This window comes from Rhodospirillales bacterium, from assembly GCA_016710335.1.
GTDB lineage: Bacteria > Pseudomonadota > Alphaproteobacteria > Rhodospirillales > Defluviicoccaceae > JADJXQ01.
The window spans coordinates 395,171-409,190 of sequence record JADJXQ010000004.1; the positions used below are offsets into that span (position 1 = coordinate 395,171).

Annotated in this window: 8 protein-coding genes, 1 pseudogene and 1 CRISPR repeat array; of the genes and pseudogenes, 7 read left to right on the plus strand and 2 right to left on the minus strand. The window is 67.6% G+C overall.

Annotated features, from left to right (window positions below):
* The first annotated feature begins 102 nt into the window (after positions 1 to 102).
* The 7 genes and pseudogenes from IPM60_09510 to IPM60_09540 all read left to right on the plus strand — a co-directional run bounded on the left by IPM60_09510 (position 103) and on the right by IPM60_09540 (position 9,881).
* The gene (locus tag IPM60_09510; GenBank protein MBK8908125.1) at positions 103 to 537 is read left to right on the plus strand and encodes a thioesterase family protein; all 435 of its coding nucleotides are present in this window, start codon (positions 103 to 105) and stop codon (positions 535 to 537) included.
* Positions 534 to 3,287, plus strand: a complete 2,754-nt coding sequence (locus tag IPM60_09515; protein ID MBK8908126.1) for a molybdopterin-dependent oxidoreductase — start codon at positions 534 to 536, stop codon at positions 3,285 to 3,287. The genes IPM60_09510 and IPM60_09515 overlap by 4 nt, the downstream gene beginning before the upstream one ends.
* A gap of 27 nt (positions 3,288 to 3,314) precedes the next feature.
* Positions 3,315 to 3,968: pseudogene (locus tag IPM60_09520) on the plus strand (4Fe-4S dicluster domain-containing protein).
* Between the two features lie 45 nt (positions 3,969 to 4,013).
* Entirely contained in the window at positions 4,014 to 4,901 is an 888-nt protein-coding gene (gene nrfD / locus IPM60_09525; GenBank protein MBK8908127.1) for a polysulfide reductase NrfD, read from the plus strand.
* A complete protein-coding gene (locus tag IPM60_09530) occupies positions 4,898 to 7,072 on the plus strand; it encodes an indolepyruvate ferredoxin oxidoreductase subunit alpha (GenBank protein MBK8908128.1) in 2,175 nt (724 codons plus the stop codon). The genes nrfD and IPM60_09530 overlap by 4 nt, the downstream gene beginning before the upstream one ends.
* Positions 7,069 to 8,535, plus strand: a complete 1,467-nt coding sequence (locus IPM60_09535) for an indolepyruvate oxidoreductase subunit beta family protein (protein ID MBK8908129.1) — start codon at positions 7,069 to 7,071, stop codon at positions 8,533 to 8,535. Before IPM60_09530 ends, IPM60_09535 begins: the two co-directional genes overlap by 4 nt.
* Positions 8,532 to 9,881 carry a phenylacetate--CoA ligase gene (locus IPM60_09540; GenBank protein MBK8908130.1) on the plus strand — a complete coding sequence of 450 codons (1,350 nt, stop codon included), beginning with the start codon at positions 8,532 to 8,534 and terminating at the stop codon, positions 9,879 to 9,881. The genes IPM60_09535 and IPM60_09540 overlap by 4 nt, the downstream gene beginning before the upstream one ends.
* 33 nt (positions 9,882 to 9,914) lie before the next feature.
* A CRISPR array of direct repeats spans positions 9,915 to 12,604; the repeat unit is 36 nt; unit sequence GCTGCGGATTGCGGCCGGCTCTCGATTTGCTACACT.
* 116 nt (positions 12,605 to 12,720) lie between these two features.
* On the opposite strand, the gene cas2 is transcribed toward IPM60_09540, so the two are convergent.
* Positions 12,721 to 13,026 (minus strand): CRISPR-associated endonuclease Cas2, encoded by a 306-nt coding sequence (cas2, locus tag IPM60_09545; protein ID MBK8908131.1) that lies wholly within the window; start codon positions 13,024 to 13,026, stop codon positions 12,721 to 12,723.
* 53 nt (positions 13,027 to 13,079) lie between these two features.
* Positions 13,080 to 14,009 (minus strand): type II CRISPR-associated endonuclease Cas1, encoded by a 930-nt coding sequence (gene cas1 / locus IPM60_09550; GenBank protein ID MBK8908132.1) that lies wholly within the window; start codon positions 14,007 to 14,009, stop codon positions 13,080 to 13,082.
* Between the last annotated feature and the right edge of the window lie 11 nt (positions 14,010 to 14,020).

The following is a 14,020-nucleotide window of genomic DNA, read 5'->3' on the forward strand; positions in this document are numbered from 1 at the left end:
GCTGTATTGTCGTACGACTTTACGGAAAATGGCGCTTGCCCGATCCAAGGGCGAAGGTGCAGTGCGCATCTGAAACGCAAAAGGGGCGCCGAGGGAGGAAGCATGAAGTCGAGCCTTCAGGTAGGCCTGTCGTTGCAGCGGCGAATCACCATCGACCGCGAGCGGACCATCGATTTCATGGGTGAGGACGGCCGGGTCTACGCGACGCCGATGCTGGTGCATGACATCGAGCACTGCTGTCGCGACCTGATCCTCGAACACCTCGACGACGGCGAGGACTCGGTCGGGACGGCGGTCAGCGTCCAGCACACCGCGGCGACCCTGCTCGACATGCATGTCACCGTGACGGTCACCATCGCGGCGGTCGAGGGCCGGCTGGTGCGTCTCGACGTCAAAGCCGAGGACGACCTGGAGCCGATCGGCAACGGCTCCCACACCCGCTTCGTGGTCGACAGGGACAAGACCCTCGAGCGGCTCAAGGCCAAGCGACTGAAATACACGCGCCAGGGGGCCGAAGCGGAAGTCGCGGCAACATGAGCCGCGATCCCGGGCGCGCTCCGGTTGGCGACCGCCGCACCGTTGCGACATATTGCTACCAGTGTGTCGCCGGGCCGGACCTGCTGACCGTCTCGGTGGAAGACGGTGTCGCCACCGAGGTTCAGCCCAACTTCGAGGCCGCGGAGGTGCACCCGGCCGGCGGCAAGGTCTGCGTCAAGGCCTATGGCCTTGTCCAGAAGACCTACAACCCCAACCGCATCCGCACCCCGATGAAGCGGACCAACCCAAAGAAGGGGCGGAACGAGAACCCCGGCTTCGTTCCCATCTCCTGGGACGAGGCGCTGGACCTGGTGGCCGGCAAGCTCAAGGACGCTCGCGCCCGCGGCCTGCTCGACGGCTCCGGCTATCCCCGCCTCGCCGTCAGCTTCGGCGGCGCCGGCACGCCGACCGCCTACATGGGCACCTTCCCGGCCTTCCTCGCCGCCTGGGGCCCCGTCGATCTCGGCTTCGGCAGCGGCCAGGGCGTCAAGTGCTACCATTCGGAGCACCTCTACGGCGAGTTCTGGCACCGCGCCTTCACCGTCTGCCCCGACACGCCGCTCTGCGAGTATCTGGTCTCGTTCGGCGCCAATGTCGAAGCGTCGGGAGGCGTGTGCGGGGTCAAGCGCTACGCCGACGCCCGCGCCCGCGGCTTCAAGCGCGTTCAGGTCGAGCCGCACCTCTCCGTCACCGGCGCCTGCTCGACCGAGTGGATCCCCATAAAGCCGAAGACCGACGCCGCCTTCCTCTACGCGATGCTCCACGTCCTGCTCCACGAGCACCCGCGGGAAGACCTGGACCTGGAGTTCATCAAGCACCGCACCTCGTCGCCCTATCTGCTCGGCCGCTTCGGTTTCTACATGCGAGACCCGGAGACGGAGAAGCCGCTGATCTGGGACGGGCGCACCGACAGCCCGGTGCCGTTCGACACGCCCGGCGCCGAGCCGGTTCTGGAGGCGCCGTTCCTGGTCGAGAACGGCCTCGAGATCGGCGCCGACGGCCGGCGGTGGCGGCACAAGCCGGAGCGCTGCCTGTCCGCGTTCGAGAAGCTGGTGGCGCACGTGGAGCCGTATACGCCGCGCTGGGCGTCACAGATCTGCGAGGTGCCGGCCAAGACCATCCGCCGCGTCGCCAACGAGTTCCTGCAGCACGCCCGCATCGGCGAGACCATCGACATCGAGGGCGTGACGCTGCCCTACCGCCCGGTCGCCATCACCCTCGGCAAGACGGTCAACAACGGCTGGGGCGGCTTCGACTGCGTGTGGGCGCGCACCGCGCTCGCGTGCCTGGTCGGCGGGCTCGAGGTGCCGGGCGGCATCCTCGGCACCACGGTGCGCCTCAATCGGCCGGCGACGTCGCGCCAGGCGTGCGTCAAGGCGGGGCCGGACGGCTTCATGGATTACCCCATGAACCCCACCGACAAGGAACACTGGATCAGCCGGCCGGAGGTGCGCAATGCCAACCGCACCCTGATTCCGCTGGTCGCCAACAGCCCGTGGAGCCAGGCGCTCGGCCCCACCCACATCGCCTGGATGATGCAGGACGACCCGCCCGAGCACTGGCCGGAGCCGACCATGCCGGACGTGTGGATCGTCTACCGCACCAACCCGGTGATCTCGTTCTGGGAAACGGAGAAGATCGAGCAGACCATCGCCAAGTTCCCATTCACGGTGGCGTTCTCCTACGGGCGCAACGAGACCAACCATTACGCCGACGTGCTGCTGCCGGAGTGCACGGACCTGGAGAGTCTGCAGCTCATCCGCATCGGCGGCACCAAGTACTTCGAGCAGTACTGGGACAAGCAGGGCTTCGCGCTCCGCCAGCCGGCGGTGGAGCCGCAAGGCGACACGCGCGATTTCACCTGGATCGCCACCGAGCTGGCGCACCGCTCGGGCCTTCTGCTCGAATACAACCATGCCATCTCCAAAGGCGCTGCCGGGGTGCCGCTCAAGGGCGACGGCTACGACTTCTCGCTCAAGCCCGAGGAGCCGCACGGGGTCGAGGAAATCTGGGACGCGGTCTGCCGGGCGGCCAGCGCCGAGCTGTCCGGCGGCGCCGACAACCAGGGCCTCGACTACTACCGCGAGCACGGCTTCCGGGTCGCGCCGTTCCCCAAGCTCGACTGGTACCTGTATCCGACGATCATCGACAAGCAGCTCCGCTTCGAGCTTCCGTACCAGGAACGCCTGTTCCGGATCGGCCGCCAGCTCGCCAACCGCCTGCACGAGCGGGGGATCTCGTGGTGGGATGAGCAGCTCGAGGAATACAACCCGCTGCCGGACTGGAAGGATTATCCCGGTCTGTTCGAGCGGGTGCTGGCCGAGAACTACAAGATCGACATCAAGGACTTCCCGTTCTGGCTGGTGACCGCGCGCAGCATGCAATACGCGTGGGGCGCCAACGTCGACGTCCAGATGATCCGCGAAGTGGCGAGCAACATCGCCGGCCACGGCGGCGTCATCATCAACGCCGGCAAGGCCGCGGAGATGGGAATCGGGCCCGGCGACCGTGTCGAGGTGCGCTCGCCGATCGCCAAGACACAAGGAAGCGCCGTGCTGCGCCAGGGCATCCGCCCCGATACGCTGCTGATGATCGGCCAGTTCGATCACTGGGCGACGCCGGTCGCCAAGGACTTCAAGGTCCCGAGCATGAACAAGCTGACGCCGATGCTGCTCGGTCTCACCGACGCAACCGGCTCCGGCAGCGACCTTGTCAAGGTTTCGCTGCGTCGCCTGGGAGGCCCCCGGTGACATGACACGCTCTATAGGATCAGCGCGATGACGCGGTGGGCGATGATCGCCGATCTCGACCGCTGCGTCGGCTGCCAGACCTGCACCGCCGCCTGCAAGCACGCCAACGCCACCTCGCCGGCGGTGCAGTGGCGGAAGGTGCTGGATGTCGAGTCCGGCGAATTCCCCAATGTCACCCGGACGTTCGTGCCGGTCGGCTGCATGCACTGCGAGGATCCGCCGTGCATGCACGTCTGCCCCTCCACCGCGACCGGCCAGCGCGCCGACGGCATCGTCACCATCGACTACGAACTCTGCATCGGCTGCGCCTACTGCGCCGTCGCCTGCCCCTACCAGGCCCGCTACAAGATCGACGCGCCGCGCTTCGCGTATGGCGGCGTGGGCATGAAGATGAAAAACGAGGCGAAGCGTGAGGAGCCGCGCCGCCTCGGCGTCGCCCAGAAATGCACCTTCTGCTCGGACCGCGTCGACTTTGGTCTCGAGCACGGCCTGACCCCGGGACTCGATCCGGAGGCGACGCCGGCCTGCGTCAACTCCTGCATCGCCGACGCGCTCCACTTCGGCGACCTCGACAACCCCGACAGCAACGTCTCGGCTCTGCTCCACGACTACCGGCACTTTCCCATGCATGAGGAACTGAACACCCGTCCCGGCTTCTATTACCTGTGGAAGCGCGGGGAGGAGAGCGACGACGCGCGGGCGCCGGTCGCCATGGATTCCGGCGTCATGTCGCCGGGCGCGGCGCCGCGCCAGCAAGAGCATTGGGACTGGCGCGCCGCCGGCAACTTCATGTGCGGCGGCGCCGGCACCGGCCTCGCCGCTTTCGCCGCCGCGGCCGCCGTCGCTGGCGCCTCGTTCGTGATTCCGGGGCTGGCGGCGTTGGCGCTGATCGCCGCCGGCCTGTTCTTCGTCTGGCTTGAGATCGGCCGGCCGTGGCGGTTCATCAACGTCGTTATCAATCCGCACACCTCGTGGATGACGCGGGAGGCGCTGACCAGCGGCCCGCTGTTCGCCGCGGGCCTCGCCGCGGTGTGGTTCGACTCCGCCGTCCTAGCCGCGGTGACCGCGGCGTTGGCGCTGGTGTTCCTCTACTGCCAGGCGCGGATGATCCACGCCTCCAAAGGCATCCCGACATGGCGGGAGGACCGGGTGGTGCCGCTGCTGGTGACGACGGGATTGGCCGAAGGCGGCGGTGCGTTCCTCGCCGGCACCGCCGCGCTGGCCGATCCCTTCGGCGTCGGACTGGCGGCAGCGCTGGCCGTGCTGGCGCTGGTGGCGCTCCGCTGGTGGTTCTGGGTCCGCTACTTCGCGAACCTCAGGCACGGCGGTGCGCCGGCCGGCGCGCTCGACGTGCTCCAGTCCCTGCAGGCGCCGTTCATCCTCGCGTCCCACATCGGCCCGATCCTGTTGATCGCCGGCGGGCTGGCGTTCCCGCCGCTGCTGACCCCCGGCTTCGTGCTCGGCGGCTTGCTGGCGATGGCCGGCGGCTGGGCGTTCAAGTTCACCCTGATCACCCGCGCCGGCTTCAACCAGGGCTTCGCGATCCGCCACACCCCGGCACGCGGCGCGGGACCGGGCGGGCCGGGCGTCAAACCGGGATGGTCGGCGCGATGAACATCCTGCCTCGCTTCCACGAACAGATCGGCCCGGTCGGCGCGTCGGGCATGGAGCGCTCGTTCGCCGACGACGTGGTCAAGCTGACCCTCGGCGACGGCGATGTGTTCGAGGGCGAAGCGATCCTCGCGATCACCAAGGCGCTGCTGCAGTCCGGCGTCGCCTACGTGGGCGGCTACCCGGGAGCGCCGGTCTCGCACCTGATGGACGTGTTGGCCGAGTCCCGCGACCGCGTCCTCGAGCCGCTCGGCGTCCAGTTCGAGCAATCGGCGAGCGAGGCGGGGGCGGCGGCGCTGCTGGGCGCCTCCATCCATTATCCCTTGCGCGGCGCGGTGACGTGGAAATCCATCGTCGGCACCAACGTCGCCTCCGATGCGCTCTCCAACCTGGCGTCGGCCGGGGTCACTGGCGGCGCCCTGATCGTCGTCGGCGAGGACTACGGCGAGGGCGCCAGCGTCATCCAGGAACGCACCCACGCGACGGCCCTCAAGTCCTCGATCCCGCTGATCGATCCGCGCTACCACATGCCGACCCTGGTGCGCCTCACCGAGGAGGCGTTCGACCTGTCCGAAGCCTGCCACCTGCCGGTGATCATGAGTATCCGCATCCGCGCCGCGCACATGACCGGCTCGTTCGTCGCCAAGGACAACCGGCCGCCGCCGTGGAGCGCCCGCAACCCGCTGCCGGCGGCGCAATACGATTACGGCCGCATCGTCCTGCCGCCCTCCACCTACGCCCAGGAGAAGGCCAAGATCGAAGAGCGGCTGCCGGCGGCTAGGCGCTTCATCGTCGAACACAGCCTCAACGAGGAGCATCCCGGAGACGGCCGGCCGCTCGGCATCATTCTTCAAGGCGGCGCCTACGGCGTCGTGCTGCGGGCGCTGCGCCTGCTCGGCGCCGCCGGCGCCTACGGCGACACGCCGGTGCCGCTCCTGATTCTCAACGTCATCCACCCGCTGGTGCCGGACCAGGTCGCGGCATTCCTCGACGGCAAACGGACCGTGTTGGTGGTGGAGGAGGGCAACCCGGCGTTCATCGAGCAGCAGATCCGCTCGCTTGCCCAGGAGCGCGGCCTCGATGTTCGCGTTCATGGCAAGGACGTGCTGCCCGAGGCCGGCGAGTACACGGGCGACGTGGTGCGCGCCGGCCTCGCCGCCTGGCTCGAAGACGCCGACCCGGCGCTTGGCCCCGAGGCGAAGCGCCGCCTAGGGGAGGTGCAGGACGGCGTGAAGGCGGCGCGGGCGATGCTGGAGACGCCGCCGCCACCGCGGCCGCCGGGCTTCTGCACCGGCTGTCCGGAGCGGCCGGTGTTCACGGCGCTCAAGCTGCTGCAGCGGGAGCGCGGCCCGCTCCACATCTCGTCCGACATCGGCTGCAACACGTTTGCGACCCTGCCGCCGTTCAACATGGGCTCGACCGTCCTCGGATACGGGATGAGCCTCGCCAGCGGCGGCGCCGTCGGCCCTGCGCTGAACCAGTCGAGCGTCGCGGTCATGGGCGACGGCGGCTTCTGGCACAACGGCCTTGCGACCGGCGCCGTCAACGCCCAGTGGAACGGCCATGACTCGGTGCTGATCATACTGGAAAACGGCTACGCCTCGGCCACCGGCCAGCAGCACGTGCCGTCTACGGGTTCGACGCCATGGGGCCGGAAAGTGCAGGTGTCGATCGAGCGCACCCTGCGGGCCATCGGCGTGCCGTGGCTCCGCCGCGTCGACGCCTACGACGTGGGCAGGACCTTGCGCATCCTGCGTCAGGCGCTGGACCGTCGCGGGCAGGGCGTGCGCGTCGTCATCTCCGATGCCGAGTGCGCCCTCGCCAAGGGCCGCCGCCGCCGCAAGCTGGACGCCGAGCGCGCCAAGGCGGGGCTGCCGACGCGGAAGGAACGCTACGGCGTCGACGAGGAGGTGTGCGTCGGGGACCACTCCTGCATGCGCCTCAACGGCTGCCCGTCGCTCACCCTCCGCCCCGCCCGCGACCCCTTGAAGGATGCGCCGACCGCCACCGTCGCCCCCGACTGCGTCGCCTGCGACCTGTGCGGCCAGGTGGCGCAGGCGGCAAAGCTGTGCCCGTCGTTCTACAAGGCGTCGACCACCGTTCAGCCGAACCGCTGGCAGTCGCTCCGCGCCCGCCTCAACCGCCGCCTGCTCGCGGCCGTGGGCGCGTCATGACTGCCGCTGCCGCGTCGATGACGGAAGAGCGTCCCGTTTGCGTGCTGATCGCGGCGTTGGGCGGGCAGGGGGGCGGGGTGCTCGCCGACTGGCTGGTCGCCGCGGCCCGCCACGACGGATTTCCGGCGCAGGCCACGTCGATCCCCGGCGTCGCCCAGCGCACCGGCGCCACCACGTACTACTTCGAGCTGTTTCCCCGCCGCGATCCGCCGAAGAATCCGGTATTCTCCCTCTACCCGTCGTCCGGAGACGTTGATCTCCTCGCCGCCCTGGAGCCGACCGAGGCCGGCCGCGCCCTGGCGCTAGGGTATGTCGGGCGCGAGACGACGGTGGTCAGCGCGCGGGAGCGGACGCTCAGCACCGCCGAGAAGATGCCGCCCGGCGACGGCACCATCGCAGCGGCGCCGGTGCTGGCGGCGCTGGCCCGCGCCGGCAAGCGGCTGATCGAGATCGATGCACCGGCCGAGTCCGGGCCACGTATCCCGGGCCGGCTCAACGCCGTGCTGTTCGGGGCGATCGCCGAGACCGGCGTCTTGCCGTTGTCGCCATCCGCGTGCCGGTCGGCGATCGAGCACGCCGGCGTCGCCGTCGCCGCCAACCTCGCCGGCTTCGAGGCCGGCGTCGCCGTGGCGCGTCGCCCTTCCGCAACGCCGGACGCTCCCCCCGACGGCGCCGTCTTCGACGACGCGCCCGCAGCCTTTGTCCGCGAGGTCGCCGACCTGCCGGAGCCGCTTCGAGCCATCGTCGGCCACGGCCTCGCCCGCCTCGTAGACTATCAGGACGAGGCCTACGCGCGCCTCTACCTCGAACGCCTCACGCCGATCATCGCGCTCGATGCCGACCCCGATCATGCCCTCGCGCAAGCCGTCGCCCGGCGCCTTGCGGCATGGATGGCGTTCGAGGACGTGATCCGGGTGGCTCAGCTCAAGACCCGCCCCGGCCGCCTCCGGCGCATCCGCGCCGAGGTCGGCGGCGCCGAGGATGCACCGCTGACGGTCGTCGATTTCCTCAAGCCGGGGCGGGAAGAGATGGAGGGCGTGCTGCCCCCCTGGGCCGCCCGCCTGCTGCCGCCGCCGAAGCCGGGGAAGGCCGGGACCGGCGTCGGCTTGCGCATCAATACCGCTTCGCCCGCCGGCTTCCTGGCGTTCCGCGCCCTCGCGGTGCTGCGGCCATGGCGGCGGCGGACGTTGCGTTACGCCCGCGAACAGGCCGCCATCGAAATCTGGCTGGCCGCGGTCGCCGCCGCCGCCCGCCGGGATCCCGCGCTGGCCGGCGACGTTGCCGCGGCGGCGGTGTGGGCGCGCGGCTACGGGGAGGTCCGTTCACGCGGTCTTCGCCGGCTCCATGCGCTGTTCAACGATTGGGAGCGCCGTCTCGACGATGATCCGGAGGCCGTCCGGACCGCCGTGCGGAACGCCATCAACGACGCCCATAACAACCCGGACGGGGAGGAAACGTCATGACATCGCAGGCAGCACTCGCGGACTTGGGCCATCCACAGACCTACATATTCGACCCCAACGCCGAACTGATGCCGCGCGCCGAACTGGAGGCCTTGCAGCTCGGCCGCCTCAAGAAAACACTGCGCCACGCCTATGACAACGTGCCGCACTACCAGCGCGCCTGGGACAGCGCGGGCATCGATCCGGATCGCGTCACGTCGCTGGCGGACATCAGGCACCTCCCGTTCACCGTCAAGAACGACCTCCGCGAAAACTACCCGTTCGGCATGTTCGCCGTGCCGAAGAAAATGATCCTCCGCCTGCACGCCTCTTCGGGGACGACCGGCAAGCCCACGGTGGTCGCCTACACCCGAGCCGACATAGAACTCTGGGCCGATCTGATGGCGCGCTCGTTGGCCTGCGCCGGCGCCAAGCCCGGCGACACCGTGCATAACGCCTACGGGTATGGCCTGTTCACGGGCGGCCTCGGCGCGCACTACGGGGCGGAACGGCTCGGCTGTACGGTCGTGCCGGTGTCCGGCGGCGCCACAGAGCGTCAGGTCGTGCTGCTGCGCGACTTCGGGGCGAAGATACTGTGCGCGACCCCGTCCTACGCCCTCAACATCGCGGAGGTTGCGGAGCAGCACGGCATCGATCTTCGCAACTCGCCCCTCAGCTACGGCGTGTTCGGCGCCGAGCCGTGGAGCGAGGGCATGCGGAAGGAGTTGGAAGGCCGCATGGTGATCAAGGCCGTCGACATCTATGGGCTCTCGGAGATCCTCGGCCCCGGCGTCGCCTGCGAGTGCCACGTGGTGCAGTCAGGGCTGCACGTCTGGGAGGACCATTTCCTGATCGAGGTGGTCGACCCCGAGACCTTCGAGCCGCTGCCGGTCGGAGAGGCGGGCGAACTGGTGATCACCACGCTCACCAAACAGGCGCTGCCGATGATCCGCTACCGCACCCGCGACATCACGCTCTTGACCGACGAGCCGTGCGCCTGCGGGCGCACCCACCGGCGCTTCATGCGGGTCACCGGGCGCACCGACGACATGCTGATCATCCGCGGCGTCAACGTCTATCCGTCGCAGATCGAGGCGGTGCTGATCGGCGTCCCCGACATCGCCCCGCACTATCAGCTCGTGCTGACCCGCGAGGAGGCCCTCGACGAGGTCACCGTCGAGGTGGAGATGACCCCCGACGCTCCGCTCGACGACGAGGCCCGCGAGCGCAAGGGCGAGGAGACCTGCCACCTCATCAAGTCCCTGATCGGCCTCACCTGCAACGTCGTCGTCAAGCGCCCCGGCGAAGTGCCCCGCTCAGAAGGCAAAGCCGTCCGCGTCCGCGACCTCCGCCCCAAACCCCGGTGACGACTACTGCCGGGAACACCCGCCGGCCCGACCGCCCCCAATCGCGGCCGGCTCTCGATTTGCTACACTCGCTCTCGCGCGCTCCGCCATCGGCTCCAGGCTGCGAATTGCGGCCGGCTCTCGATTTGCTACACTGCAGCACCTCGACAAGCTGGTCGGCCGCCAGCTGCGGATTGCGGCCGGCTCTCGATTTGCTACACTGATCACCACCGCGCTCGCCCCTGCCGGCGCGCTGCGGATTGTGGCCGGCTCTCGATTTGCTACACTTGGACACCGACAGCCCCGTAACCCCCGCGCGCTGCGGATTGCGGCCGGCTCTCGATTTGCTACACTAATCTTCTCCCAGGTCGGAATGGTCGATCGGCTGCGGATTGCGGCCGGCTCTCGATTTGCTACACTCACCGGCCCGATCGGCCTGCAGCCGGGCACGCTGCGGATTGCGGCCGCGCTGCGGATTGCGGCCGGCTCTCGATTTGCTACACTGAGCCGTCGGTCTCGTGTCCTGTATGCTTGCGGCTGCGGATTGCGGCCGGCTCTCGATTTGCTACACTGTCAATCACATGCTCTACGGTTGAAGTGTGCTGCGGATTGCGGCCGGCTCTCGATTTGCTACACTGCCAGCGCTCGGCGTCCACCTCGACCAGTTGCTGCGGATTGCGGCCGGCTCTCGATTTGCTACACTAAACGCATCAGCGAGCATCTCGAACTCTGCGCTGCGGATTGCGGCCGGCTCTCGATTTGCTACACTATAAGCATCGGGCAGATCGTCATCTGCTCTGCTGCGGATTGCGGCCGGCTCTCGATTTGCTACACTCGGCGCAAAAGCATGCGCGGCTCGCCAAGGGCTGCGGATTGCGGCCGGCTCTCGATTTGCTACACTGAAGCGCCCCGGATCGCGCAGCACCGTTATGCTGCGGATTGCGGCCGGCTCTCGATTTGCTACACTACGGTCACGATTACGGCGTCTGGGACTGGGGCTGCGGATTGCGGCCGGCTCTCGATTTGCTACACTCACGGCGCTAGGTATGCCGCTGCGGGTCTTGCTGCGGATTGCGGCCGGCTCTCGATTTGCTACACTCGTTCACCGGCCAGTCGGCGTGATGCGCCAGCTGCGGATTGCGGCCGGCTCTCGATTTGCTACACTTCCCAAAAGCTCATCTGCCGTCACTCCCTTGCTGCGGATTGCGGCCGGCTCTCGATTTGCTACACTTTCCAGTCGGCGGGCCGATCGGGATCGCCAGCTGCGGATTGCGGCCGGCTCTCGATTTGCTACACTCCAGGCGCCGGTCAGGGTCGACGCGCGTACGCTGCGGATTGCGGCCGGCTCTCGATTTGCTACACTGTGAGCTCGGCGGCGTAGCGGCCGTTGCCGGCTGCGGATTGCGGCCGGCTCTCGATTTGCTACACTGTCCGAACCCAACGGGTTGCAGGAATACCTGCTGCGGATTGCGGCCGGCTCTCGATTTGCTACACTCTCCTGGCGGGGCTCTATGACGGCCTGACGGCTGCGGATTGCGGCCGGCTCTCGATTTGCTACACTGGGCAGCGACGTCCTCAGCGGGGTCGCTCCGCTGCGGATTGCGGCCGGCTCTCGATTTGCTACACTGGCGACCGCGATGTGCAGTGCAACTTTTTCGCTGCGGATTGCGGCCGGCTCTCGATTTGCTACACTCTCGCGGGCGATGTCCTCGCTATCCACCAGCTGCGGATTGCGGCCGGCTCTCGATTTGCTACACTATACCCGCCAGCAACCGCGTCGGACTCCAGGCTGCGGATTGCGGCCGGCTCTCGATTTGCTACACTGGTCCCGGTGTATTCCCCCACCCAGATATGGCTGCGGATTGCGGCCGGCTCTCGATTTGCTACACTACTGATACCCGGTGGCCAAACCGAGCGTGGCGCTGCGGATTGCGGCCGGCTCTCGATTTGCTACACTGCGCAAAAGTTAACATGCATCGCGTCCTTCGCTGCGGATTGCGGCCGGCTCTCGATTTGCTACACTGGCCCCTCGTCCTCGGCCGCAGCCATCTCCTGCTGCGGATTGCGGCCGGCCTCGATTTGCTACACTCACGGCTTTTGCCCCTTCCTGCATCAGCAGCTGCGGATTGCGGCCGGCTCTCGATTTGCTACACTCGCGGGGTTCGGCACGTCTGGCATGATTACGCTGCGGATTGCGGCCGGCTCTCGATTTGCTACACTGACGCAGCCACCGCTGATGCCGGGGTATCCGCTGCGGATTGCGGCCGGCTCTCGATTTGCTACACTGCAGGACGCGGAGCGGGCTGACATGCAGGCGCTGCGGATTGCGGCCGGCTCTCGATTTGCTACACTTTTGGCGCAGAAATCCGAGATTGCCGGCTGCTGCGGATTGCGGCCGGCTCTCGATTTGCTACACTACCGCGCGCAACTGTGGGCTGAGGCAGTCGGCGCGGATTGCGGCCGCCTCGATTTGCTACACTTTTCGCCTGCGATGTTGCGGTTGCCGATGCGCTGCGGATTGCGGCCGGCTCTCGATTTGCTACACTTTTTATGGATTGACGGTCGGGGTGAGGTGTGCTGCGGATTGCGGCCGGCTCTCGATTTGCTACACTTCATTCCTCCATCTGCGTGTGTCGTTCTATGCTGCGGATTGCGGCCGGCTCTCGATTTGCTACACTCCGTCGTGCGTCTTCATCACTAGATCGTTCGCTGCGGATTGCGGCCGGCTCGATTTGCTACACCGGGCGGCTCCCGTCGAACAGGGCGTCGAGCTGCGCCGGGATTGCGGCCGACCCTTTTGTAGCACTTGCGGCCTTCGGGCAAGCTCCTTGAGTCCCTTGCGTTTTCGCCCTCCCAACGCTCAGAATAGCTCGAGTTGGGGGGGCGAAGGCGCGACGGGGCGCCGTTTTTTCCCAACATAGATCTTGATGCGGCTGAACTGCTTGTCGGTGATGACGAGGAAGCGCACCTCTCCCGCCGAAGGTACGACGTCCCCCATCCGCTTAACGTGCACCTCGGCGTTCTCGATGGAGGCGCAATGGCGCGAGTAGACCGAGAACTGCATCATGGTAAACCCATCCTCGATCAAGTGCTTGCGGAACTGGGCGTAGGCCTTTCGAGCTTTCGCCGTATCGGTCGGAAGGTCGAACATCGCTATCACCCACATTGAGCGCCATCCCCATGGAAACTGAGGTACGGGACGATCGTGAGCCAATTGCGCTAGAGCTCCGCCTCCAGGAGATCTGGTGACACCGGCATCCCTTCCGGCATCGCCAGTGAGCGATCGCCACCGGTAAGGGCACGGCTCAGAGAGGCGGCACTGATTCCGATCGCCACGAGAAGTGGATATTTCCTGCCTGCGACGACGACCGTTTCGTTGAACAAGGACAGCAGAGCCGCTCGAGCCGCGCGCTCTCCCAAGCTTGGCGCTGTTTCGCCCTCAGTACCAACGAGCAATCGCACTCGCCAGTCGACATAGGGCCTATACGGTTCGAGAAGGTCGTCGGCGAGACAGAAGGGATTCCCCCTGTTGCGGTGGTACACCCCGAGGGAGGGGATCAGGCCCGCCGCAACTACGGCACGGGCTATGGCGGCGCGGACGACAGCGTAGCCGTAGTTGAGGAGGGCGTTGATGCCGTCGGCATCGCGATCACGGCGGAATTCCCGACCGAACAAGCGCGGCCAATAGCGCTGCGCCGCCTGGGCCTCGAGATTGTCCGGATCGCCGGACCGGACCCGGCGGGCCATGAGGGGAAGGCCGCATGGGTCCGACGTGAACCACGACAGGACATGGCCCTGCTGCGCGATCTTGACCCGGACCAGAGCCTGCCAGATCCTTTTTTTCCGCGGTTCGCCCGCCTCCACCTGGGCCCGATGGCGCTCGGTCTGCACGTGGTGAGCGTCGAGCGGCAGCATCATTCCGGCCGGAAGGTGGTCACGACCCGTGACCATCAGGGTCGCCCCGGCCGCGAGTAGTTCGATGAAGACGGCTTGACTGTAGGTCGCCCGCACGTCGTCGACGATGACAACCCCCAGATCCTCGATTGGCAAGGTCGCCGTCGGGTGCTCCGGTCTCTCCACCACCAGTTGCCGGTGGGAAACGGAGAGCCGGGTGCCGGGGGTTGCGAACTCCACCGTCTTCCGGATCATCACGGCTCCTC

Coding starts and splice junctions, on each gene's coding strand:
- IPM60_09510 (MBK8908125.1), top strand. CDS start 103: ATGAAGTCGAGCCTTCAGGTAGGCCTGTCGTTGCAGCGGCGAATCACC.
- IPM60_09515 (MBK8908126.1), top strand. CDS start 534: ATGAGCCGCGATCCCGGGCGCGCTCCGGTTGGCGACCGCCGCACCGTT.
- nrfD (MBK8908127.1), top strand. CDS start 4,014: ATGTCGCCGGGCGCGGCGCCGCGCCAGCAAGAGCATTGGGACTGGCGC.
- IPM60_09530 (MBK8908128.1), top strand. CDS start 4,898: ATGAACATCCTGCCTCGCTTCCACGAACAGATCGGCCCGGTCGGCGCG.
- IPM60_09535 (MBK8908129.1), top strand. CDS start 7,069: ATGACTGCCGCTGCCGCGTCGATGACGGAAGAGCGTCCCGTTTGCGTG.
- IPM60_09540 (MBK8908130.1), top strand. CDS start 8,532: ATGACATCGCAGGCAGCACTCGCGGACTTGGGCCATCCACAGACCTAC.
- cas2 (MBK8908131.1), bottom strand. CDS start 13,026: ATGTGGGTGATAGCGATGTTCGACCTTCCGACCGATACGGCGAAAGCT.
- cas1 (MBK8908132.1), bottom strand. CDS start 14,009: ATGATCCGGAAGACGGTGGAGTTCGCAACCCCCGGCACCCGGCTCTCC.